This is a genomic window from Microbacterium sp. GXF7504, from assembly GCF_054798235.1.
The window spans coordinates 513,231-536,248 of record NZ_JBSJZI010000003.1 but is presented as its reverse complement, the minus strand read 5'-3'; the positions used below and the strand labels follow the sequence as shown (position 1 = coordinate 536,248).

At 71.8% G+C, this 23,018-nt stretch carries 23 protein-coding genes and 1 tRNA gene; 11 read left to right on the top strand and 13 right to left on the bottom strand.

The genetic code is table 11. The annotated features are described in order from the left end of the window. Nucleotides 1-10 precede the first annotated feature (10 nt). The 7 genes from xseA to ACWAUO_RS09875 are packed head-to-tail and all read left to right on the top strand — an operon-like array spanning nucleotide 11 to nucleotide 6,408. The gene (xseA, locus tag ACWAUO_RS09905; RefSeq protein ID WP_460775061.1) at nucleotides 11-1,300 is read left to right on the top strand and encodes an exodeoxyribonuclease VII large subunit; all 1,290 of its coding nucleotides are present in this window, start codon (nucleotides 11-13) and stop codon (nucleotides 1,298-1,300) included. Nucleotides 1,301-1,310: 10 nt separating this feature from the next. Then, on the top strand, nucleotides 1,311-1,541 hold the full coding sequence (locus ACWAUO_RS09900) for an exodeoxyribonuclease VII small subunit (protein WP_460775060.1): 231 nt from the start codon (nucleotides 1,311-1,313) through the stop codon (nucleotides 1,539-1,541). Further along, entirely contained in the window at nucleotides 1,538-2,179 is a 642-nt protein-coding gene (locus ACWAUO_RS09895) for a DUF4245 domain-containing protein (protein ID WP_460775058.1), read from the top strand. Before ACWAUO_RS09900 ends, ACWAUO_RS09895 begins: the two co-directional genes overlap by 4 nt. A 38-nt stretch (nucleotides 2,180-2,217) precedes the next feature. Next, nucleotides 2,218-2,817 carry a carbonic anhydrase gene (locus ACWAUO_RS09890; protein WP_460775263.1) on the top strand — a complete coding sequence of 200 codons (600 nt, stop codon included), beginning with the start codon at nucleotides 2,218-2,220 and terminating at the stop codon, nucleotides 2,815-2,817. A gap of 48 nt (nucleotides 2,818-2,865) precedes the next feature. Further along, complete coding sequence (locus tag ACWAUO_RS09885) at nucleotides 2,866-4,260, top strand: class II fumarate hydratase (protein ID WP_460775057.1); 1,395 nt, start codon at nucleotides 2,866-2,868, stop codon at nucleotides 4,258-4,260. A gap of 40 nt (nucleotides 4,261-4,300) precedes the next feature. Beyond that, complete coding sequence (locus ACWAUO_RS09880; RefSeq protein ID WP_460775056.1) at nucleotides 4,301-5,755, top strand: sensor histidine kinase; 1,455 nt, start codon at nucleotides 4,301-4,303, stop codon at nucleotides 5,753-5,755. Then, nucleotides 5,752-6,408, top strand: a complete 657-nt coding sequence (locus tag ACWAUO_RS09875; RefSeq protein ID WP_460775054.1) for a response regulator transcription factor — start codon at nucleotides 5,752-5,754, stop codon at nucleotides 6,406-6,408. Before ACWAUO_RS09880 ends, ACWAUO_RS09875 begins: the two co-directional genes overlap by 4 nt. A gap of 311 nt (nucleotides 6,409-6,719) precedes the next feature. Here ACWAUO_RS09875 and ACWAUO_RS09870 read toward each other — a convergent pair whose 3' ends face one another. Together ACWAUO_RS09870 and ACWAUO_RS09865 are read right to left on the bottom strand one after the other, a co-directional pair. Then, nucleotides 6,720-8,072 carry a PhoH family protein gene (locus ACWAUO_RS09870; protein WP_460775052.1) on the bottom strand — a complete coding sequence of 451 codons (1,353 nt, stop codon included), beginning with the start codon at nucleotides 8,070-8,072 and terminating at the stop codon, nucleotides 6,720-6,722. Between the two features lie 281 nt (nucleotides 8,073-8,353). Then, nucleotides 8,354-9,139 (bottom strand): isoprenyl transferase, encoded by a 786-nt coding sequence (locus ACWAUO_RS09865; RefSeq protein ID WP_460775051.1) that lies wholly within the window; start codon nucleotides 9,137-9,139, stop codon nucleotides 8,354-8,356. 88 nt (nucleotides 9,140-9,227) lie between these two features. Between ACWAUO_RS09865 and trhA the strand changes: the two genes are divergently transcribed. Then, the gene (gene trhA, locus ACWAUO_RS09860) at nucleotides 9,228-9,956 is read left to right on the top strand and encodes a PAQR family membrane homeostasis protein TrhA (RefSeq protein WP_460775049.1); all 729 of its coding nucleotides are present in this window, start codon (nucleotides 9,228-9,230) and stop codon (nucleotides 9,954-9,956) included. A 12-nt stretch (nucleotides 9,957-9,968) separates the two neighbouring features. On the opposite strand, the gene ACWAUO_RS09855 is transcribed toward trhA, so the two are convergent. Beyond that, on the bottom strand, nucleotides 9,969-10,256 hold the full coding sequence (locus ACWAUO_RS09855; protein WP_460775048.1) for a hypothetical protein: 288 nt from the start codon (nucleotides 10,254-10,256) through the stop codon (nucleotides 9,969-9,971). Between the two features lie 81 nt (nucleotides 10,257-10,337). Here ACWAUO_RS09855 and ACWAUO_RS09850 point away from each other — a divergent pair, with 81 nt between their 5' ends. Together ACWAUO_RS09850 and greA are read left to right on the top strand one after the other, a co-directional pair. Continuing rightward, nucleotides 10,338-10,727, top strand: a complete 390-nt coding sequence (locus ACWAUO_RS09850) for a DUF4307 domain-containing protein (protein WP_460775047.1) — start codon at nucleotides 10,338-10,340, stop codon at nucleotides 10,725-10,727. A gap of 87 nt (nucleotides 10,728-10,814) precedes the next feature. Then, on the top strand, nucleotides 10,815-11,306 hold the full coding sequence (greA, locus tag ACWAUO_RS09845; protein ID WP_460775045.1) for a transcription elongation factor GreA: 492 nt from the start codon (nucleotides 10,815-10,817) through the stop codon (nucleotides 11,304-11,306). 66 nt (nucleotides 11,307-11,372) lie between these two features. Here the strand turns inward: greA and ilvA are convergent, their stop codons facing one another. Next, complete coding sequence (gene ilvA / locus ACWAUO_RS09840; RefSeq protein ID WP_460775044.1) at nucleotides 11,373-12,599, bottom strand: threonine ammonia-lyase; 1,227 nt, start codon at nucleotides 12,597-12,599, stop codon at nucleotides 11,373-11,375. After that, nucleotides 12,596-13,783, bottom strand: coding sequence for an AI-2E family transporter (locus ACWAUO_RS09835; protein WP_460775043.1), 1,188 nt, complete (start codon nucleotides 13,781-13,783; stop codon nucleotides 12,596-12,598). The genes ilvA and ACWAUO_RS09835 overlap by 4 nt, the downstream gene beginning before the upstream one ends. 90 nt (nucleotides 13,784-13,873) lie before the next feature. Between ACWAUO_RS09835 and ACWAUO_RS09830 the strand changes: the two genes are divergently transcribed. Next, entirely contained in the window at nucleotides 13,874-15,130 is a 1,257-nt protein-coding gene (locus ACWAUO_RS09830; RefSeq protein WP_460775041.1) for a winged helix-turn-helix domain-containing protein, read from the top strand. Between the two features lie 73 nt (nucleotides 15,131-15,203). Here ACWAUO_RS09830 and ACWAUO_RS09825 read toward each other — a convergent pair whose 3' ends face one another. The 8 genes from ACWAUO_RS09825 to ACWAUO_RS09790 form a co-directional block, all read right to left on the bottom strand. Continuing rightward, a complete protein-coding gene (locus ACWAUO_RS09825) occupies nucleotides 15,204-16,094 on the bottom strand; it encodes a M48 family metallopeptidase (RefSeq protein ID WP_460775040.1) in 891 nt (296 codons plus the stop codon). Between the two features lie 24 nt (nucleotides 16,095-16,118). Then, on the bottom strand, nucleotides 16,119-16,685 hold the full coding sequence (locus ACWAUO_RS09820) for a LemA family protein (protein WP_460775038.1): 567 nt from the start codon (nucleotides 16,683-16,685) through the stop codon (nucleotides 16,119-16,121). 35 nt (nucleotides 16,686-16,720) lie between these two features. After that, complete coding sequence (locus tag ACWAUO_RS09815; protein WP_460775037.1) at nucleotides 16,721-18,052, bottom strand: D-arabinono-1,4-lactone oxidase; 1,332 nt, start codon at nucleotides 18,050-18,052, stop codon at nucleotides 16,721-16,723. Next, a complete protein-coding gene (locus tag ACWAUO_RS09810; protein WP_460775036.1) occupies nucleotides 18,049-19,272 on the bottom strand; it encodes an alanine racemase in 1,224 nt (407 codons plus the stop codon). Before ACWAUO_RS09810 ends, ACWAUO_RS09815 begins: the two co-directional genes overlap by 4 nt. A 37-nt stretch (nucleotides 19,273-19,309) precedes the next feature. Further along, nucleotides 19,310-20,527 (bottom strand): sensor histidine kinase, encoded by a 1,218-nt coding sequence (locus ACWAUO_RS09805; protein WP_460775034.1) that lies wholly within the window; start codon nucleotides 20,525-20,527, stop codon nucleotides 19,310-19,312. Between the two features lie 28 nt (nucleotides 20,528-20,555). Next, nucleotides 20,556-21,287 (bottom strand): HNH endonuclease family protein, encoded by a 732-nt coding sequence (locus tag ACWAUO_RS09800; protein WP_460775033.1) that lies wholly within the window; start codon nucleotides 21,285-21,287, stop codon nucleotides 20,556-20,558. Between the two features lie 186 nt (nucleotides 21,288-21,473). Continuing rightward, a tRNA-Leu gene (locus ACWAUO_RS09795) sits at nucleotides 21,474-21,546 on the bottom strand. 81 nt (nucleotides 21,547-21,627) lie between these two features. Continuing rightward, nucleotides 21,628-22,974 (bottom strand): NAD(P)/FAD-dependent oxidoreductase, encoded by a 1,347-nt coding sequence (locus tag ACWAUO_RS09790; RefSeq protein ID WP_460775262.1) that lies wholly within the window; start codon nucleotides 22,972-22,974, stop codon nucleotides 21,628-21,630. Between the last annotated feature and the right edge of the window lie 44 nt (nucleotides 22,975-23,018).

Genomic DNA, 23,018 nt, shown 5'->3' with positions numbered 1-23,018 from the left:
AGGGGGTAGGGTGGCGAACTTCGCACCGGACGACGGTGTCGCGACCGGCGACGCCGTGCATCCGCGGGACTCCACCGCCGACGCCCCGACCTCGGTCGGCCGCTTCAACGACACCATCCGGGCGTTCGTGTCCAACTGGGGCTCGGTGTGGGTCGAGGGCGAGATCACCTCGTGGAACGTGCGCGGCGGCAACGTGTTCGGGCGTCTCAAGGACCTCGGCACCGATACCAGCGTGTCGTTCCGCCTCTGGAGCAGCACGCGGCAGCGGCTCGCCGGGGACATGAAGGTCGGCGACCACGTCGTCGCGTGCGTGAAGGCCGACTACTTCGTGAAGACCGGCGACTTCTCGGTCGTCGTGTCGGCGATGCGTCACGTGGGGCTCGGCGACCAGCTCGAGCGGCTCGAGCGCCTGCGCGCGCAGTTGCGCCGCGAAGGGCTGTTCGACGCATCGCGCAAGCGACCGCTGCCGTTCCTCCCCCACGCGATCGGGCTCATCACCGGCGAGCGCTCCGACGCCGAGCGCGACGTGCACCGCAACGCCGAACTCCGCTGGCCCGGTGTCCGCTTCCGCACCGTGTACGCGGCCGTGCAGGGCGACCGGTGCGTCCCCGAGACGCTCGGCGCGCTGAAGGTGCTCGACCTCGACCCGGAGGTCGACGTCATCATCATCGCCCGGGGCGGCGGCGACCCACAGCACCTGCTCCCCTTCAGCGACGAACGCCTCGTGCGGGCGGTCGCCGCCGCATCCACCCCGGTCGTGAGCGCCATCGGGCATGAGAACGACCACCCGCTGCTCGACGACGTCGCCGATCTCCGGGCATCCACCCCGACGGATGCGGCGAAGCGCGTCGTGCCGGACGTCGCCGAACAGCGCGCACTCATCGCGCAGCTGCGGGCCCGGCTCACCACCCGGCTCAGCATGCGCATCTCGCACGACATCGCCCAGCTCGAGCAGTTGCGCAGCCGCCCCGTGCTGCACCGCCCGGAGGAGCTCGTGGAACGCCGCGCGCACGAGATCGAGCTGCTCGTCGGCCGTGGCCGCGACACGCTCGACCGCGCCCTCGCGGAAGGGTCGCTGCGCACGCGCGAGCTGCGCGCGTCGCTCCGCGCCCTCTCCCCCGCCGCGACCCTCGCCCGCGGCTACGCCATCGCGCACCTGTCCGACGGGGTCATCCTCCGCGAGGCGTCGCAGGCGCCGGCGGGCACCGAACTGACGGTCACCCTCGACCGCGGGTCGATCGCCGCGCGCTCGCACGGCGAGGTCGCCGAGGCGGACGGCGCGTCGCCGGGGGCGATCTAGGATGGAGGTCATGTCCGTGCCCGCCGAACGCGAAGCCGACGTCGCAGCACTCTCCTTCGAGCAGGCCCGCGACGAACTCGTGCGCGTGGTCGCGGAGCTCGAGCAGGGCGCCCCGACCCTCGAGCACTCGCTCGCGCTGTGGGAACGGGGCGAGGCCCTCGCGGCCCGGTGCGAGCAGTGGATCCTCGGCGCGAAGCAGCGGCTCGACGCCGCCCGCCCCTCGGCGGAGGACGCCTCGTGAGCCCGCGCGGCCCCCGCATCGTCGCCGAGCTCGGCCGCCCGGAGACGCCGGAGGAGACCGCGGCGCGCAAGGCCGAGTCGTCGCAGCGCTACCGCTCCAGCCAGACCTTCCGCCACCTCATTGCGGCGCTGCTGGTCACCCTCGCGGTCGTGCTGATCGTCGTGCTCGGCGTCCCCCGGGGCACCGTCACCGACGGTGAGGGCGTCGACGTGGCCGATGAGGCCGCGAAACTGTCCGAGGTGTACGACCGCACGGTCCTCGCCCCCGATGTGCCCGAGGACTGGCGCGTGAACTCCGCACGCATGGAGGGCGACAACGTGCAGGCCTGGACCGTCGTGTACGTGCCCGACGACCTCAGCTTCATCCGCGTCGCGCAGGCGATCGAGCCGGACGCCGCCTGGGTCTCCCGCACCCTCGGCGGGGCGACCCCCACCGGCACCGTCACGGTCGACGGCATCGTGTGGGACGAGTACGAGATCGACGACCCCGACCGCGCGGGCAACATCAGCTACGCGCTGGCCACCGATGCAGGCACCGACCGGGTGCTGCTCTACGGCACCGCCGACGCCGACACCACCGCCGTCGCGGCGGCCGCCGTCGCCGACCAGGTGCGCACCCTCCGGGAGGAGACCAAGTGACCGAACGCCGCCTCACGCCCACCGAGGTGTGGCAGGGGATGCTGGAGGGCAACGCCCGCTTCGTCGCGGGCGACCCGCGACACCCCCGGCAGGACGCCGACCGCCGACACGAGATCGCCGCCGCCCAGAAGCCCCGTGCGGCGCTGTTCGGTTGCGCGGACTCGCGCCTCGCGGCCGAGATCATCTTCGACGAGGGCCTCGGCGACCTGTTCGTCGTCCGGAACGCCGGCCAGGTCATCTCCGACTCGGTCGTCGGCAGCCTCGAGTACGCGGTCGCGGCGCTCGACGTCGCGCTCATCGTCGTGCTCGGCCACGACGCCTGCGGTGCCGTCGCCGCCGCGATCGAGAGCACGGCACCGGATGCGGCGCCCCTCCCCCCGCACGTGTGGCGCCAGGTCGCACCCATCGTCCCCGCGGTGCGCCGCGTGCAGGCCGAGGACCACAGTGCCGCCGGCCACATCGACCCCGAGCACGTCGGCCGCGAGCACCTGCGGGACACCGTCAAGGAGCTGCTGCACTCGTCCGAGCTGATCAGCCAGGCCGTCGCCGACGGCTCGCTCGGCATCGTCGCCGTGAACTACAGGCTGGCCGAGGGCACCGTCGTCCCCGACGTGACCCTGGGCATCACGGCATCCTGAGACCCCCTCCCCTCCACCACACCGAACGAACGTCAGAGGAGACACGACGTGGCTGAGATCGAGTACCGCATCGAGCACGACACGATGGGCGAGGTGCGGGTCCCCGCATCCGCGCTGTACAGCGCACAGACCCAGCGTGCCGTCGAAAACTTCCCGATCTCGGGCAAGGGTCTCGAGTCGACCCAGATCGCTGCGCTCGCCCGCATCAAGAAGGCCGCCGCGCTCGCCAACAAGGAGCTCGGCGTGCTCGACGGCGCGGTCGCCGACGCGATCGCCGCCGCCGCCGACGAGGTCGTCACCGGCGTGCACGACGAGCACTTCCCGGTCGACACCTACCAGACCGGCTCCGGCACCTCCTCGAACATGAACATGAACGAGGTGCTCGCGAACCTCGCGACCCGCAAGCTCGGCTCGGCCGTGCACCCGAACGACCACGTGAACGCCTCGCAGTCGTCGAACGACGTGTTCCCGACCTCGGTGCACATCGCCGTCACCCAGGCGCTCATCGACGACCTCATCCCCGCGCTCGACCACCTCGCCGTCGCCCTCGAGGCGAAGGCCGAGCTGTGGAAGGACGCGGTGAAGTCCGGCCGCACCCACCTCATGGACGCGACCCCCGTCACCCTGGGCCAGGAGTTCGGCGGCTACGCCCGTCAGATCCGCCTCGGCATCGAGCGCGTGCAGGCCGTCATCCCCCACGTCGCCGAGGTGCCGCTGGGCGGCACGGCCGTCGGCACCGGCATCAACACCCCGCTCGGCTTCCCGCAGAAGGTCATCGAGCTGCTCGCGGCCGAGACCGAGCTGCCCATCACCGAGGCCAAGGACCACTTCGAGGCGCAGGCGAACCGCGACGGCCTCGTCGAGACCTCCGGGGCCCTGCGCACCATCGCGGTCTCGCTGACGAAGATCAACAACGACCTGCGCTGGATGGGGTCCGGCCCGAACACCGGCCTCGGAGAGCTGCACATCCCCGACCTGCAGCCGGGTTCCTCGATCATGCCGGGCAAGGTCAACCCGGTCGTCCCCGAGGCGACCCTCATGGTGTGCGCCCGCGTGATCGGCAACGACGCGACCGTCGCCTGGGCCGGCGCGTCCGGCTCGTTCGAACTGAACGTCGCCATCCCGGTCATGGGCACGGCGCTGCTCGAGTCCATCCGCCTGCTCTCGAACGCCATGCGCGTGCTCGCGGACAAGACCATCGACGGCCTCGAGGCCAACCTCGACCGCGCCGCCGCGTTCGCCGGCATGTCGCCCTCGATCGTCACCCCGCTCAACAAGGTGATCGGCTACGAGGCAGCCGCGAAGATCGCCAAGCACTCGGTCGCCAAGGGCATCACGGTGCGCGAGGCGGTCATCGACCTCGGCTACGTCGAGCGCGGCGAGATCACCCTGGAGCAGCTGGACGCGAAGCTCGACCTGCTCTCCATGACGCACGCCGGATGACCGGGGTGCCGCGGGCGGTCGCACGCGCCATAATCGGAGCGTGAGGCAGACGCCGAGAATGCTCTCGGCGCGCGCGAAGACGTTGGGGGTCATCCTCATCGTGGCGTGCGCCGGGCTCATCATCGCGGGCGGGATCAGCTTCGCGTTCCAGTACGCGACCACGCTCGCGGGGATCGACGCGCGCCTGATGAGCAAGGTCGAGTCGCTGCCCGCCGCCGAGCCCGGGGAGGACACCCGCTCACATCTCCAGCGTGAGGTGAGCGGGTTCCTCCCGCTGGAGAACGAGGCGGTCGTCGGCGTCGTGGACGGCGAGGTCGGGGCGCTCCCCGACGCCGGGGTCGAGTTCGAGGCGGTCAACGACCCTGCGCTCATCGCGGCGGCGGTGGACGCCGTCCGGGAGGCCAGCGGGCTGGCGCTCGGGACGGCGCCGACCGCGCAGGGCGATGTCCGGTTCATCGCCGCCCCGGCGGGCGTGGGCGTCGACCCGAGCGAGGGCGTCTACCTCCGCATCGTCGGGCTGGATGCGGAACTCGTGCCCCTCCACGGCGCCGTCCTCACGTACGCGCTCACCGGCGTGCTCGTGCTCGGCGCGCTCGGCGCGGCCAGCTGGTTCGTCACCGGCCGACTCCTGTCCCCGCTCCGCCGGCTGCGCGACGCGGCCGACTCGGTCACGATCGACGACCTGCGCACCCGCGTGCCCGAGAACGGCGACAGCGAGTTCGGCGAGCTCTCCCGCACCATGAACCTCATGCTGGAGCGGCTCGAATCGGCGGTGGACAGCCAGCGGCAGCTGCTCGACGACATCCGCCATGAGCTGAAGACCCCGATCACGATCGTCCGCGGTCACCTCGAGATGATGGACGTCGACGACCCGATGGACGTCGTCACGACCCGCGACATCGGCATCACCGAGCTCGACCGCCTCACCCGGCTGGTCGAGGACATCGACCTGCTCTCGTCGGCGCAGGACGACCAGTTCTCGATGCGGCCGCTCGACGTGGGACTGCTCACCGAACGCGTCGGCGAGCTCGTGTCGGCCCTGCCGGACCATGCGTTCTCGATCGCCCGCATCGCCCGCGGCGTCATCATGGGCGACGCCGACCGGCTCACCCAGGCGTGGCTGCAGCTCGCCGACAACGCGGCGAAGTACACCCCCGTCGGCACGCCGATCGAGATCGGCAGCGACCTGGACGGTGACGAGGCCCGCCTCTGGGTGCGCGACCACGGGGCCGGCATCCCCGCAGCCTCCCGGCGCCGCATCTTCCGGCGGTTCGACCGTGCCGAGGCGCACCGCACCGTCGGCGGGTCCGGGCTCGGGCTCGCGATCGTCGAGGCGATCGCGGTGGCGCACAAGGGCAACTGCGAGGTGACGGACACCGAGGGCGGCGGCGCCACGTTCACGATCCACCTGCCGGTGGGCGACCGGCCCGATACCCTCATTCCGAGCCCCGTGCGAGCCGGGGACGTCGTGCTGCAACGAGAGGCCACCACATGACGCTGATCCTGATCGCTGAGGACGAACCCCGGATCTCCTCGTTCGTGAAGCGCGGCCTGGAAGCGGCCGGCTTCGCGACGGAGGTCGTGGAGGACGGTGCGGTGGCGCTCGAGCGCGCTCAGTCGAGCGGCGTCGACCTGCTCCTGCTCGACGTCGGCCTCCCCACGATGGACGGCTTCGAGGTGCTCCGCCACCTGCGCGGTCAGGGTTCCACCCTCCCGGTGATCATGCTCACAGCGCGCAGCAGCACGCGCGACACGGTCGACGGCCTCAACGCGGGCGCGAACGACTACGTGCCGAAGCCGTTCAAGTTCGACGAGCTGCTCGCCCGCGTCCGCTCGCGGCTGCGGGAGAACGTCGCCACCGGCTCCATCGCCATCGTCCACAGCGACGTCCGGCTCGACGTGCTCGCCCGCCGCGCGACGGTCGCAGGCCGCGACATCGACCTGTCCGCGCGCGAGTTCGCCCTCGCCGAGCAGTTCCTGCGCCACCCGGGCCAGGTGCTCAGCCGCGAGCAGCTGCTCTCGAGCGTGTGGGGCCTCGACTTCGACCCGGGCTCCAACGTCGTCGACGTGTACGTGCGCTATCTGCGCGCCAAGTTCGGCCACGAGCGCATCACGACGGTGCGCGGCGCCGGCTACCGCTGGGAGTGACGCCCGCGGATGCGGCCGCCCGCCGCATCCCGACATGGTCGCCGCCGCGCCCCGGAACGAGAATGGCCCCCGGCGCTGGGGGACGCCGGGGGCCGAATCGGAGCACCACGAGACCCGAACCCGTGCTGTCGGTCCCGGTACCGGGGGGAATCAAGAACCGACGACTCCGTAGGGTTTCTCCGCCCGCCGGTCTGGGGGAACCGTGCGGTGGAGGGGAACACTGCTGTTCCGTGCCTCCATCTTGCGGGGGCGGCGTGAGAAGCGCTTGAAGGGGGCGTGAGAATGCTCTCACGCCCCCTCCGCACGCGGTCTCAGGCGAGTTCGCCCTGCTCCAGGAGGTCGGTCACGAGCGCTGCGATCGCCGACCGTTCGGAGCGCTGGAGCGTCACGTGGCCGAAGAGCGCGTGGTCCTTCAGGGTCTCGATCACCGAGGCGATGCCGTCGTGCCGGCCGACCCGCAGGTTGTCGCGCTGGGCGACGTCGTGGGTGAGCACGACCCGCGAGTTCTGCCCGATGCGGCTCAGCACCGTGAGTAGCACGTTGCGCTCGAGCGACTGCGCCTCGTCCACGATCACGAACGCATCGTGGAGCGACCGGCCGCGGATGTGCGTGAGCGGCAGCACCTCGAGCAGGCCCCTGGCGAGCACCTCCTCCAGCACGTTGCCGGACACGACCGACCCGAGGGTGTCGAACACGGCTTGCCCCCAAGGGTTCATCTTCTCCGCCGCGTCGCCGGGGAGGTAGCCGAGCTCCTGGCCGCCGACCGCGTACAGCGGGCGGAACACGATGATCTTCCGCTGCTGCTGGCGTTCCAGCACGGCCTCCAGGCCCGCGCAGAGCGCCAGCGCGGACTTGCCGGTGCCGGCCCGCCCACCGAGCGAGACGATGCCGACCTCGGGGTCGAGGAGGAGGTCGATCGCGATGCGCTGCTCGGCCGATCGCCCGTGCAGCCCGAACACCTCGCGGTCGCCGCGGACGAGCCGGAACTCCCCCGGCCCCGTCACGCGGCCGAGGGCGGACCCGCGCTCGGAGTGGATGACGAGGCCCGTGTTCACCGGGAGCCCCTTCACGTCGTCGGCGACGGCGACCTCCGACTCGTACAGGTCGCTGAGGTCATCGCCCGACAGGTGCAGGTCGGCGATGCCGGTCCAACCGGAGTCGGCGGCCTGCTCGGCGAGGTACTCCTCGGCGTCGATGCCGAGGGAGGCGGCCTTCACCCGCATCGGCAGGTCCTTCGAGACCATCGTGACGCGGTGCCCCTCGTGCATGAGGTGCATCGCGACCGCGAGGATGCGGGTGTCGTTGTCACCCAGCCGCATCCCGGCGGGCAGGACGGACGGGTCGGTGTTCGTGAGTTCGACGCGGAGGGTGCCGCCGTCGCCCACCACCACGGGGTAGTCGAGTCGTCCGTGCTCGACCCGCAGCGCGTCGAGGTGACGCAGCGCCTGCCGCGCGAAGTAGCCGAGCTCCGGGTCGTGCCGTTTGGCCTCGAGTTCGGTGATGACGACGACCGGGATCACGACCGAGTGCTCCTTGAAGCGGAAGAACGCGCTCGGATCGCTGAGGAGGACCGACGTGTCCAGAACATAAGAGCGCAGGTCAGTTTCCTGATCTGCGCTCTGGACGAGGTCCTGCCGGCTCTGCTGTGGTGCTCGTGTGGTCACAACCCGCTCCCACTCCGGGGAACACCCCGGGGCTCCTCGCGTCGACCGTGGGCTGCGAGTCGCATCCGTCGGCCGACCCGATCGGGCGCCTTGCCCGATGGGATGACCGTACTTCGCCGCATCCGCCGCGCACCAGAGCGCACTCGGGCGTGTCGCGTTACGTGTTCGTGAACTGTGCCGCTCTCTCTCCCCCTCCGCTCGACTTGCCTCAGATGTACGCCAAAGGGCGCGCTGGGCGTGCATCCGGGGCAAGTCGATCCGGGTGGAGAGACGGATGCGGCTCAGCGGCCGAAGCGGCGGTCGCGCTCGGCGTAGTCGCGGATGGCGCGGAGGAAGTCCACCTCGCGCAGATCGGGGCCGAGCGCCTCCACGAAGTAGAACTCGCTGTGCGCCGACTGCCACAGCAGGAAGTCGCTCAGCCGCTGCTCCCCCGACGTGCGGATGACGAGGTCGGGGTCCGGCTGCCCGCCGGTGTAGAGGTGCTCGCCGATCTGCTCCGGCGTGAGGCTCGCCGCGAGCTCCTCGAGCGAGCCGCCCCGCTCGTCGTGCTGCTTGATGATGCTGCGCACGGCGTCGACGATCTCGCCGCGGCCGCCGTAGCCCACCGCGAGGTTCACGTGCATACCGCGGCGTCCGGCGGTGCGGCGCTCGGCCTCGGCGAGGGAGTCCTTGAGCCCCTGCGGCAGGAGCGAGGTGCGTCCCATGACCTGCACGCGCCAGTCGCGCTCGACCGACAGCTCGGCGGCCAGTTCCGCGATGATCTCGATGAGGTCGGCGAGCTCCTGCGAGTCGCGCTTGGTGAGGTTGTCGACCGAGAGCAGGTACAGCGACACCACCCGCACGCCCAGGTCGTCGCACCAGCGGAGGAACTCGCGCATCTTCGCGGCACCGGCCCGGTGCCCGTCGGCCGCGGTCGCGTACCCGAGCTGGCGGGCCCAGCGACGGTTGCCGTCGATCATCATCGCGACGTGCTGCGGCACGCCCTCCGGCGGGATGCGGCGGCGCAGCCGCTTGCTGTAGAGGCGGTAGAGCGGTCCCCGTTCCCCCTGCTCGCGGCTGCTCGTCACCCCTCTACGCTACTCCGACTCCTTGCACACTCCCTGACCGGCTCGCAACGTACCCCGCCGGGCATACGTCCGGGCATAGCCTGGGCACGTGAGTCGACGCCCGCAGGAATCCGACGCCCCCGACGTCCCGTCCCTCCCCCTCGTCGAGGAGGCCGCGTCTCATCGGGACGAGGCCGAGATCAGGCCCACCTGGCGCGGCTGGATCCATGCGGGCACGTTCCCGGTCGCCATCGCCGCCGGCATCGTGCTCATCTGCCTCGCACACGGCACCGCGGCGAAGTGGTCCGCAGCCGTGTTCATGGTCAGCTCGCTGCTCCTGTTCGGCAACTCCGCGCTCTACCACCGCTTCGACTGGAAGCCGCGCGTGAAGGCCGTCCTCAAGCGCATCGACCACGCGAACATCATGCTGCTCATCGCCGGCACCTACACGCCGATGGCGGTGCTGGCGCTGCCCACCGACAAGGCCGTCATCCTGCTGTCGGTGGTGTGGGGCGGGGCGATCCTCGGCATCCTCTTCCGGGTGTTCTGGATCAACGCGCCGCGCTGGCTGTACGTCGCGCTCTACCTCGCGCTCGGCTGGGCGGCGCTCATGTACATCGGCGACCTGTTCGCCACGAACGCCACGATGATGGTGCTCGTGCTCATCGGCGGCGTGCTGTACTCCGGCGGCGCGGTCGTCTACGCGCTGAAGAAGCCCAACCCGTGGCCGGGGGTGTTCGGCTTCCACGAGATCTTCCACGTGTGCACCGTGCTGGCGTTCCTGTGCCACTGGGCCGCGAGCCTGCTGATCTGCCTGCAGCCCGCCTACCACGGCTGAGCCGCGGCGACCTCACCGCTGCGCGGGGTCGGTGTCCTCGTCGTCGGTGTCGCTGTCGCGCACCGCGGCGTCGCCCTGCCGGGCGGCGGCCTCCTCCGCATCCAGCTCCTCGCGGATCTCGGACCGGTAGCGGGCCCGACGGATGCGGCGGAGCATGTCGACCACGAGCAGGATCACGACGACGGCGAGCAGCGCGATGATCGCGAAGCCCCACGGGCCGGGGGTGACGAGGTCCGGGTCGACCTGGCTCGTCTCGTCCGGTGAGGGGACGAAGGCCGAGGCCTGGAGCAGCAGATTCATGTGTGGGTCCTCGTTCCGAACTCGCCGGGCCGCGCCAACGCTTAGCCTGGAAGTCCAGCCTATTCCCGACGCGAGAGTGCGATGACAACCCAGCAGATGCTCGACGACCGCTACGGCCGTACGAACCGCGGCCGGCGGTTCTGGATCGTGTTCGCGGCCGTCGCGCTCACGATCGCCGTCGCGGGCACGGCCTGGTTCGCCCTGTCCGCCAGCTCGGGCACCGCGGACGCGAGCACCACCTCCTTCGACCTCGTCGACGATCACACGGTGACCGTCGGCTTCCAGGTCTCCGCCCCGGCGGGCAGCCCCATCGCCTGCGCGATCGAGGCGCAGGACGAGGAGCACGGCATCGTGGGCTGGCGGATCGTGGAATACCCGGCATCCGATCGGCACACCCGGTCGTTCACCGAGACGGTCCCCGTGCTGTCCCCGGCCGCCACCGGTTTGGTCAACTCCTGCTGGGTGCCGTAACCTATCCGGAACGAATCGACGCCCCGGTCACTGCCGGGGCGTCTTGGCATTCGCGGCCGGGAGGCCGCCACCACGAAGGAGACGACCGTGTCTGCAGAGGCCCCGGTGACCTTCCTCACTCAGGACGCATACGACCGGCTCGTGGCCGAGCTCGAGCACCTGTCCACGACCGGCCGCGAGGAGATCGCGAAGCGCATCGAGGCCGCCCGCGAAGAGGGCGACCTCAAGGAGAACGGCGGCTACCACGCCGCCAAGGACGAGCAGGGCAAGCAGGAGGCGCGCATCCGCACCCTCCAGGCCCTGCTGAAGAACGCCACGGTGGGCGAGGCTCCCGAGAGCAGCGGCGTCGTCGAGTCCGGCACCGTCATCACGGCGACCATCGCCGGCGGCGAGGAGGTCTTCCTCCTCGGCAGCCGCGAGATCGCGGCGGGCAGCGAGCTCGACGTCTACAGCGAGCAGTCGCCGCTCGGTGCGGCGATCCTCGGGCTGAAGGAGGGCGAGAAGACCTCCTACACCGCGCCCAACGGCAAGGAGATCCCGGTCGAGATCATCAAGGTCGAGACCTACAACGGCCAGTGACCTCCGTCACGACGGACGCCGGGCGCCCTGCGGGGTGCCCGGCGTCCGTCGTCTGCGGGCCGGTGGTCAGTCGGGGACGATGGAGGGGTCGAAGCCCGCATCCCGCAGCGCCTGCATGACCTGCTCGCGGTGCTCGTCGCCGCGGGTCTCGACACTCAGCTGCAGGATGACCTCGCTGATCTGCAGGCCGTGCCCGTGGCGGGTGTGCAGCACCTCGATGACGTTGGCGCCGACCTCGGCGAGCAGCTCGGAGACGCGCGCGAGCTGACCCGGGCGGTCGGGCAGCGGGATCTGCAACGTCATGTAACGGCTGGATGCGGCGAGACCGTGCGCGATGACGCGCTGCAGCAGCAGCGGGTCGATGTTGCCGCCGGAGAGGATGGACACGGTCGGGCCGGTCGCCTTCACCTTGCCGGTGAGGATCGCGGCGACGCCGACGGCGCCGGCGGGCTCCACCACGAGCTTCGCGCGCTCCAGGAGCACGAGGATCGCGCGGGCGATGTCGTCGTCGGAGACCGTCACGACCTCGTCGACGACGTCCTTGATGATCGAGAACGGGATGTCGCCGGGGCGGGCCACCGCGATGCCGTCCGCGATCGTCGGGGAGGTCTCGATCTGCACCGGGCGGCCCTCGGCCAGCGAGGGCACGTAGGGCGCGGAGTTCTCCGCCTGCACGCCGATGACCCGCACGGTGCGCCCCTCGGCCGCCGCGCGCGCCTTCACCGCTGCCGCGACACCGGCGATGAGCCCGCCGCCGCCGATGCCGACGATGACCGTGTCGAGGTCGGGCACGTCGTCCCACAGTTCGAGGCCGACCGTGCCCTGCCCGGCGATGATGTCCGGGTGGTCGTACGGCGGGATGAGCACCGCGCCGGTGCGCTCGGCGTACTCGGCCGCCAGCCGCAGCGGCGTCTCGACGGTGGTGCCCTCCAGCACCACCTCGGCGCCGTACCCGCGGGTCGCGAGGAGCTTCGGCACGGGCACCCCGAGCGGCATGAAGATCGTCGCCGGGATGCCGAGTCGCTTCGCCGCGAGCGCGACGCCCTGCGCGTGGTTGCCGGCGGATGCGGCCACGACACCGCGGGCCCGCTCCTCGGCCGTCAGCCGGGACAGCCGGTAGGCGGCCCCGCGCACCTTGAACGAGCCGGTGCGCTGCAGGTTCTCCGCCTTGAGCTGCACCGGCACCCCGAGCACCTCCGACAGGTACTCGGAGTCGTTCATGGGGGTGCGGCTGATGAGCGGCGCCAGGACGGCGGCGGCATTCTCGTAGTCGGCCAGCGTAGGCAGGGTCACGCCCGTTTCCTCCTCTGTCGGGGAACTGTGCTCCAGATGAGTTCGCCCGGCATGGGGCGCACGCCCGTCTCCCAGGAGCGGCGGGAGAGGTAGACGAAGACGACGTTCACGAACGCCGCGAGCGGCACCGCGAACAGGGCGCCGGGGATGCCCCCGACGAGCGCGCCGCCGGCGACGACGAGCACGACCGCGAGCGGGTGCACCTTCACGGCGGAGCCCATGAGCAGCGGCTGCAGGATGTGCCCCTCGATCTGCTGGACGGCGAGGACCACCACCAGCATCCAGAACGCGATCCAGAACCCGTTGTAGACCAGGGCGAGGAACACCGCGAGCGCGCCGGTGAGCACCGCGCCGACGAACGGCACGAACGCGCCGAGGAACACCAGCACGCCGACCGGTATGGCGAGGGGCACCCCCAACGCGAAGGCGCCCACCCCGATGCCGATCGCGTCGATCGTGGCGACGAGCAGCTGCGTGCGGGCGTAGTTCACGACCGTGACCCAGCCGGCGCGGGCGGCGCCGTCGACGGCGACGCGGGCGCGCTCGGGGAAGAGGCGCTTGGTCCACCGCCAGATGCCGCCGCCGTCGGCGAGGATGCACAGCAGGATGAAGAGGGTCAGCAGCGCCCCGGTGGCGACGTGCCCCACCGTGGAGCCGATCGCGAGCGCCCCGGAGACGAGGAGCTCGCCCTGCTCCTGCAGGAGGTCGCCCGCCTGGCTGAGCAGGTCGTCGATCTGCGCGGCGGTGAGGTTGAGCGGGCCGTCCAGGAGCCAGTCCCGGAGCTGTGCGACGCCGTCGACGGTCTTGTCGCGCACCGACGCCCACTGCCGCACGATCTGCCAGACCGCGAGCCAGACGAGGCCGGTGATCACGGCGATCGTCACGAGCACCGAGATCACGATCGCGAGCCAGCGCGGCACGCGGCGGCGCAGCATCCAGGTGAAGGCGGGCCAGAGGAGCGCGGAGAGCAGGATCGCGACCAGCAGCGGGATGACGAGGAACTTCAGCTGGATGACGAGCCAGATCGCGACCGCGGCGGCACCCGCGATCACGAGGAACCGCCATGCGTAAGCGGTGGCGATCCGCAGCCGCCGGGGCACGGCGTCGGTCACGTCGGTGGAGACCGTCCGGGTGCGCAGCGCGTCCCAGAACGACCCGCGGGGGCTCGGGTCGGGATCGCTCATCCCGCCAGTCTAGGACCGCGGCGCCGCGCGTGTCGGCGCATGTCGGGAGCCGCCGGGTCGGGTGTCGGCGGCCGGTCGTAGGCTGACGTCGTGCGCACCCGTCTCACCCGCCCGCAGGCACGTCGCGTGGCCCTCGCCGCGCAGGGCGTGGGCGCCCCGGCACCGGATGCGGTCACCGCCCGGCACCTGCACCGCGAGCTGTCGCGCATGTCGACGCTGCAGATCGACTCGGTGAACGTCTTCGCCCGGTCGCACTACATGCCGCTGTTCTCGCGGGTCGGCCGCTACGACGTCGACCGGCTCGACCGGCTCCTGTTCCACCGCCGCGCCCCCTACGTGGAGTTCTGGGCCCATCAGGCCGCGTTCGTCGCGGCGACCGACTGGAACCTCTTCGACTTCCGCATGGCCGAGCACCGGGAGCGGCACGAGCGCACCGGCTGGTTCGCCGTCGACGACGACACGCTCCGCTGGGTGCGCGGCGAGCTCGCCGAACGCGGCCCCGTCCGTCCGGCGCAGATCGAGGAGGACGCGCACCGCTCCGCGCGGGGGCCCTGGTGGGACTGGAGCGCGGTGAAACAGGCGTTGGAGTACCTGTGGTTCGCCGGCGAGGTCGCGATCGCGGGTCGCCGCGGGTTCGAGCGCGTGTACGGCCTCGCCGCCGACGTCATCCCCGCCGAGACCCTCGCCTCCCCGGTCCCGAAGGCGGAGGCGCTGCCGGTGCTCGTGGAGCGCGCCGCGCGGGCGTGCGGGGTGGCGACGATCGCCGACCTCGACGACTACTGGCGGTTCCGCGACCAGAAGACCGTGGCCGCGGTCGTCGCCGGGCTCGAGGCGGCCGGCGTGCTGCATCCGGTCGAGGTGGACGGGTGGCGGCGGCCCGCCTGGCTGCACGCGTCGGTCTCCGTGCCGCGCCGTGTGGACGCGGCGACCATCCTCACGCCGTTCGACCCGGTGGTGTGGTTCCGCCCGCGCGCCGAGCGCATCTTCGACTTCGACTACCGCATCGAGATCTACACGCCCGCGCCGAAGCGGCGCTACGGGTACTACTCGCTGCCGGTCGTGGTCGGCGACCGCGTCGTCGGCCGGGTCGACCTGAAGGCCGACCGCGCCGCGTCCGTGCTCCTCGTGCAGTCCGCGTGGTGGGAGGCCGATCCGCCGGCGGAGGCCGCCGAGCGGCTCGCCGGGGTGCTGCGCCAGGCCGCGGCCTGGCAGGGGCTGCAGGGCGTCTCGGTGTCGCAGTGGGGCGACGCCGTGGACGACGTCGCCCGGGCCCTCGGCCCCGACACCGCCAGGCACGTCGCCGGCCCCGAGGCCGTGCCGCTCGCGCCCGACGAGCCCGTCGCCTGACGCGATCCCCGTGCGGGCCGGTCGCGCCGCGTGGTGTGTCGCGCCGTACGGGCCGAAGCCGCGTGATGCGGACCTAGAAGCGGCCGCCCATCTCGTGCAGCCGCTCGATGCGGGCGGGCAGGGGCGGATGCGTCGCGAACAGGCGGTGCAGGGCGCTCGGTCGCAGCGGGTCGGCGATCCAGCGGTGCGCCATCGACGTGTTCGCCTTCTGCAGCGGTGCGCCGTACGTCGCGAGTTTTCCCAACGCGGAAGCGAGCCCGTCGGGGTCGCGGGTGGTGAGGGCGCTCGTCGCGTCGGCGAGATACTCGCGCTGCCGGGAGATCGCGGCCTGCACCGCGCCCGCCAGGAGCGGCGCGACGACGGCGGCGACGACGCCCAGGACGAGGAACACCACCTGGGCCTGGCCGCTGTTGCCGCCGCGACGCCCGCCGCCGAAGAGCAGCATCCGGAGGAACACGTCCGCGACGATGCCGAGGGCGACCACGAGTCCGAAGACGACGAGCGAGACGCGGATGTCGTAGTTGCGGATGTGGCCGAGCTCATGCCCCAGCACGCCCTCGAGCTCCCGGTCGTCCATGAGCTCGAACAGCCCCGTCGTGACCGTGATGGCGGCCTTCTCGGGGGTGCGGCCGGTCGCGAACGCGTTCGGGGCGGGGTCGTCGACGACGTGCAGCGCCGGCATCGGGGTGCCCGTGGCGATGCAGAGGTTCTCGACGAGCCGGTGGAATCGCGGTGCGTCCTCCCGGCTCACCGCGACGGCGCCGGCGAGCGCGAGCGCCTCCCGGTCGGCCGCGAAGTACTGCACCGCAGCGTAGCCGCCCGCGAAGACGAGCACGATCGCGGTGATCCACCAGTTGTTGCCGGTCAGCCACCCCGCCAGCAGCCCCACGCCCCCGAGCAGCACGACGAAGGCCGTGAGGATCAGCCAGGTGTTGCGCTTGTTCCGTGCGATCGCCGAGTACACCGGTCCCCCAGGTCCGGCGCGCGGTCAGAACTGGACGCGGGGCGGTTCGGCGATCGACGCGCCGCCGACCACCTCGAAGAACTCGCGCTCGTGGAAGCCGAGCCGGCGGGCGAACAGGTTGTTCGGGAAGACCTTGATCTTCGTGTTCAGCTCCCGCACACCGCCGTTGTAGAACCGGCGCGACGCCTGGATCTTGTCCTCGGTGTCGACGATCGACTGCTGCAGCTGCAGGAAGTTCTGGCTGGCCTGGAGCTGCGGGTAGGCCTCGGCGACCGCGAACAGCGACTTCAGCGCCTGCTGCATGTGCCCCTCGGCGATACCGGCCTCCGCGGGTCCGGTCGCGTTGATCGTCTCGGCGCGGGCCTGGGTGACATTCTCGAAGACGGCCTTCTCATGGGCGGCGTAGCCCTTGACGGTCTCGATGAGGTTGGGCAGGAGGTCGGCTCGGCGCTTGAGCTGCACCGTGATGTCGCTCCACGCCTCGTCGACCCGGACGTTCAACTGCACCAGCGAGTTGTACGTCGCCCAGAGGTAGATTCCGACGATCACCACGAGCGCGACGACGATCAGAACCGGGATGAGCCATTCCATGTCGGTGCGTTCTCCATTCCCCGTTTTCGGACATCCTACGCCGGGGTGCCCGAGTCCTCCCCCAGGATGCGGGCGAGGTACCCGTTGGCGAAGCGGCGGTGCGGATCGAGCCGGTCGCGGAGGGCGACGAAGTCGTCGAACCGCGGGTACCTGGTGCGGAGCGTCGCCGCATCCAGCCGGTGCATCTTGCCCCAGTGCGGGCGTCCGTCGAACCGGGCCATGAGCGCCTCGACCTCGGTGAAGTAGTCGGTCGGGTCCTCCCGCCAGTACCGGTGCACCGCGATGTAGCCGCTGTCGCGCCCGTAGGCGGTCGACAGCCAGCGGTCGTCGCCCGCGGCGACCCGCACCTCGACCGGGAACGAGATCGGCCACGGCCGGTCGTCGATGAGCTGCCGGAGCGCCTCGAACGCCTCCCGCAGACGCTCCACCGGCACCGCGTACTCCATCTCACGGAACCGCACGCTCCGGTGCTGCGTGAACACGCGGTTCGAGCGGTCGGTGTACTCGCGCTGCCCGACCGTGGTCGCGCCGAGCCGGGCGAGGGGCGTCGCAAGCGCCGGGACGGTGGCGGATGCGGCGCACAGCGCCCGGTACGCGTGGTTCGACAGGAGCGAGTCCTCGACGAACTTCCCCACCTTCGGCAGGGGCTTCCGGGGCGCGCTCTCCGGCAGCCGGACATTGGTCTTCGTCTTGGCCACATCGGTGCGCGGGAACCAGTAGAACTCGAAGTGGTCGACCGCGGTCGCACGGGCGTCGAGGTCGGCGAGCAGCGCGTCCAGCGGTTCGCGCCGCTCCACCGCGTGCAGCAGGAACGCCGGCACCACGCGGAGGGTGACCTCCACCAGGATGCCGAGGGCGCCGAGCCCGAGGGCGACCGCCGGCAGCAGCTCCGGGTTCTCGTCGTCGTCGACACGGAGCAGCTCGCCGTCGGCGGTGACGAGCGTCACGCCGACCACCTGCGTCGACAGGCCGCCGAACCGGGCGCCGGTGCCGTGCGTGCCGGTGGAGATCGCGCCGGCGATCGTCTGCCGGTCGATGTCGCCGAGGTTCTCCATCGCCCACCCGTAGGGGGCGAGCAGGCGCGGGATCTGCCACAGGTTCGTGCCGGCCCGGAGGGTCACGCGCCGCCGCTCACGGTCCACCCGGACGAGGCCGGACAGGTCTCGGAGATCGAGGAGCACGTCGGGCGCGGCCGCGATGTCGCTGAAGCTGTGCCCCGCACCCACCGCCTTCACGCGCAACCCGCGGTCGGCGGCGGCCTTCACGGCGCGGCGGACCGCATCCGTCGACGCCGGGAACTCCATGCGCAGCGGTCGCACCTTCGCGGTCCGGCCCCAGTTGCGCCACACGCCGCCCGGACGGGTCATAGGAACGCCTTCCCCTCGCCTCGGTACGTGGGCACCTCGCCCACGACCCCTGCCTGTGTCACGAGCGCGTACCGGTCGACGCGCTCGGCGAGCTCGCCGCTCTTCGCGTGCCGGAACCACACCCGGTCGCCCACCGCCAGCCCGTTCGCCGCGGCACCCTGCAGCGGCGTCTGCACCTCGCCCGCACCCTCGCGGCCGAGCGTCCGGAGGCCCACCGGCCACACCGGCTCGGGCTGCCGCGACGCGACCGGCGGCCCGGAGGCGATCCAGCCGCCGCCGAGGACGGTCGCGATGTCGGGCAGGGGTTTGCGGACCACGTCGAGCGCGAACGCGGCGGCGGGCGCCGGGTCGAACGCGCGGTAGTGCGAGAACAGGTGCCCGGCGAGCAGCCCGCTGCCGGCGGTGAGCTCGGTGACGGCCTCGTCGCGGGCGGTCACCTCGAGCGACCCCGTGCCGCCGCCGTTGACGAACTCGAGCGGGACGACGTCGCGAAGGGCGGTGACGATCGCGCCCCGCCGGTCCTGCAACTCGGCGGCGGACCGCCGCTGCATCCAGCGGATGACGGGGTCGCCGGGCCCCTCGGCGTCGGGCTGCCCGGCGATCTGCGCCTCGTACATCATGAGACCGACGAGCGCGAAGCCCGGACGGGCGGCGACGGCGCGGGCGAAGCGGGTCACCTCGCTCGCCTCGTGGAGCGGCGAGCGGCGCACCCCGACGTGGCCGAGCCCGGGCGCACGCCAGGACGCGTCGGCGTCGATCGCGACCCGGACGACGGGCCGCGAGCCGGGAGCGGCGACCGCGTCGACGAGGTCGAGCTGCGCCACGTCGTCGACCATGAGCGTGATGCGCGACGCCGCACGCTCGTCGGCCACGAGCCGGGCGAGTGCGGCGCGGTCGGCGGTCGGGTAGCCGAGCACGATGTCGTCGTGGTCCTCGGCGAGCCACAGCGCCTCGGCGAGCGTGAACGACAGGATGCCGCGATAGCCGGGCAGGCGCAGGAGGGCGTCGAGCAGTTCGCGCACGCGGATGGACTTGCTCGCGACGCGCACCGGGACCCCGGATGCGCGGACGAGCATGTCGAGCGCGTTGTGCCGGAGCGCGTCGAGGTGGACGGCGGCGAGCGGCGCAGGACGGTCCGCGACCGCATCCGTCATCGCACCCCAGTACCCGGCAGGGTCACGCCACGGCTGTGCGCCGGCGCCCCGCAGCAGATCGATCATGCCGCTGCCCCACCGCGTCGTGCCCGCATCATGCCGCCTAGCCTACGGGTGCGGCGTCCGTGCCCACCCCGTCCGGGGCGGGCAGCGAGAAGAAGAACGACGCGCCCACGCCCCGCTCGCCCTCGGCACGGACCGACCCGCCGTGCAACCGCACGATGCGGGCGACGGATGCGAGGCCGAGGCCCGTGCCGGGGAACTCCTTCGCCGTCTCAAGGCGGGTGAGGGGGCGGAAGAGTCGCTCGGCGTCCGCCTGGTCGAACCCCACCCCGTTGTCCCGCACCACGAAGGTGCGCAGGGGCCCGTCGCCCGGCACCGCCTCGATGTGGATGCGCGCCTGCGGCCTGCCGGCGGTGTACTTCACCGCGTTGGAGCAGAGGTTCACGAGCAGCAGCCACGCGAGGACCGGGTCGACCTCGGCGACCATGCCGTCCTCGACGTCGATCTCCACGTCGCGGTCCCCCACGTCGCGGAGCACCTCGACCCTGACCTCCCGCGCCAACGCGCTGAGGTCGACCCGTTCGGGCTTCGGCGGGTGGCTCGTGATGCTGTACACCGACAGCATCCGTTCGATCTGGGTGTTCATCCGCTCGCCGGCGCGGAGGATGGCGTCGACGTGCCGACCGACCTTCGGGTCGTCGATCTCGTCGCTCACGAGCTCGGCGAAGCCGATGATGGCGCCGAGCGGGCTGCGCAGGTCGTGCACGAGCGAGTGGATCGCGACCTCCAGCTCGTCGGCGCGGGCCGCGCTCGCGTCGAGCTCCTGGGACCGCAGCTCCAGCGCGCCCCGCAGCTCGAGGTTCTCCATCGCGACGGCGGCGCTGTGGGCGAGCATCTCGAGCTGGCGCAGGGTCGCCGGCGGCGGTGTGTGCTGGTCGGCCCAGTAGATCCCGAGCGCGCCGATCGGGTCGTCGGCGCGCACCGGGACCATCGCCATGCTCCGCACGAACGTCGGGAGGTACAGCTCGCGGTGCACGCGGGGGTCGTCGCGCACGTCGTGCACGACGGTCGTCTCGCGCCGGTCCATGGCCCAGCCGCTGACGTCGCCGACGACGCGCCGGCCGAGGAGCAGCGGCGCGATGGCGTCCTCGTGCACGTAGTGGCTGTGCTCGGGCTCGCGCACCAGGAACGCCACCCCGTCGGCGCCGGCGAGCTGCCGGGCGGCGCTGGAGGCGATGCGGGTGACCGCCTCCAACGACGGGGCGATCGAGAGGTCCTCGATGGCGCGCGTCAGCAACGCCGGAGCATGGGTGGGCACAGCACTCCTACAGGGGATCTTGTTCGGGTCAAGACCCTCCGAGCCTATCGACCGACCCGGCTCCGGTCGCGCCGCAGGCCGTGAGGACGCCGACCAGTGCGGCCCGGTCGTCCCGGGTGACGGCGAGGTCCCAGTCCGCGGCGATGCGGGTGTACCGGTCGGCGTAGTCGCACCGGTACGAGGGGTCCGGCGGGAGCCAGGCGCCGGGCCCCTTGCTGCCCTTGCCCTGGTTCGCGGCGCCGTCGACGGCGAGCAGGTGATCGAGCGTGTTCGCGAAGCGGAGGCGCTCCGCATCCGTCCACGCGTGCGCACCGCCGCGCCAGGCCGCGGCGAGGCTCACGACGTGGTCGATCTGCACCGCGGTGCTGCCGGGCTCGCCGGGGGAAGCGACCCGGTCGTGCCGGAACTCGACGGTCTCCCCCGTGTACGGGTCGTCGAGCACACCGGTCAGCACGACGCAGCCGTCGCGGGTGATCCCGGTGAGGTCGCGGGCGAGCACGTCCTGCCGCTGCGCACACCCGTTGCCGTCGATGTCGGTCCATGCGTCGCCGAACGCCTCCCGGCGGTAGTCCGGGACGGCGGCGTGCTCGTCGACGAGCGCCAGCGCACGCGCCAGCTCCACCGCATCCGTCGGCGCACCGATCCCCGGCCACGCCGACCGCACCCAGCCGAGGAGCACGCCTGCGACCACGGCGATCGCGGCCGTGATCGCGAGCAGCAGGATGCGGCGGCGGAGGCGGCGGACGGTTCGGGTACCCACGACCTTCGAGTCTCCCCCGGGCCGGGCCGATCACCCCGCAGCGACGCGGACTGCCCGCGTCACCGAATTCGGACCGTCACCGGATTCGGGGATGTCACCGGATTCGGGCCGGATGCGGCGAATCGCTCCGAACGCCGTGACATCGCCGAATGCGGTGCCGAACAACGCCGGACAGGATGCGGACGGTACCCCCGGTGGGACTCGAACCCACACTGAAGCGATTTTAAGTCGCCTGCCTCTGCCATTGGGCTACGGGGGCGCGCGCCCGTGCGGGCGCACACCAACTGTAAACGCGAGACGCCGCCGGATCCTCTCGGATGCGGCGGCGTCTCGCGTCGCGTTACTTCGAAGCCGGCTCGGCAGCCGGGCGCGGCTTGGCCGCGTACGCCTCGAAGAAGCCGCGAGGCTGCTGCACCGCTTCGAGGTTGACGATGTCGCGGCCGAGCCAGAAGTTGTTCCACCAGCCCCAGAGCACGCGCCACTTGCGCTCCCACGACGGCATGGCCAGGCCGTGGTAGCCGCGGTGGGCGCCCCAGGCGAGGAAGCCCTTGAGCGCGATGTTGCCGGACTGGAAGACGCCGGTGTAGAGGCCGAGGCCCGCCACCGCGCCGAGGTTCTTGTGGACGTAGTCCTTGGGGGTCTCACCGCGCAGCACTGCGATGATGTTCTTCGCGAGCCGCTTGGCCTGGCGCACGGCGTGCTGGGCGTTCGGCACGCAGTAGCCGCCGACGCCGCCACCGGTCAGGTCGGGCACGGCCGCGACGTCACCGGCGGTCCAGGCGCCCTCGACCACGTTGCCCTCGGCGTCGACGACGCGGAGGTCGGCCTGGGCGCGGATGCGGCCGCGCTCCTCGGTGGGGAGGTCGCTGCCCTTGACCACCTGCGGGTTGGCCATGACACCGGCGGTCCACACGATGATGTCGGACGGGATGACCTCGCCGGTGGAGAGCTCGACGTTGCCGTCGACCGCGCCGGTGACCTGCGTGTCGAGATGCACGTACGCGCCGCGGGTGGCGAGGGACTTCAGCACCCACTCGCTCGTCTTCAGCGACACCTCGGGCATGATCCGGCCCATGGCCTCCACCAGGTGGAAGTGGGTCTCGTCGAACGACAGCTGCGGGTACTTCTCGAGCAGGCTCGAGGCGAGCGAACGCAGCTCGCCGAAGGTCTCGATGCCGGCGAACCCGCCACCGACGACCACGACGGTCAGCAGTCGCTCGCGCTCGGGACCGGCCGGCAGCGCCGCGGCCTTGTCGAAGTTCGACAGCAGCTTGTCGCGGACCCAGACGGCCTCCTCGATCGCCTTCATGCCGATCGCGTTCTCGGCGATGCCGGGGATCGGGAACGTGCGCGAGACGGAGCCGGCGGTGACGACGATCTGGTCGTACTCGAACTGGTACGGCTCGCCCTCGGAGGGCGTGATCGTGGCGACCTTGCGGGCATGGTCGATGTTCGTGACCTTCGCCGTGATGACCGTCGTCTTCTTGAGGTGGCGGCGCAGGGCGACCACGGCGTGGCGCGGTTCGATGGAGCCCGCGGCGACCTCCGGCAGGAACGGCAGGTAGGTCATGTAGGGCAGCGGGTCGACGACCGTCACGACGGCCTCACGCTTGCGAAGCTGCTTCTCGAGCTTCCACGCGGTGTAGAACCCGGCGTACCCGCCACCGACGATGAGGATTCGAGGCACGACGCTGGTCACTGTGCTTGTCACGATGGGAAAGAACTCCTGAG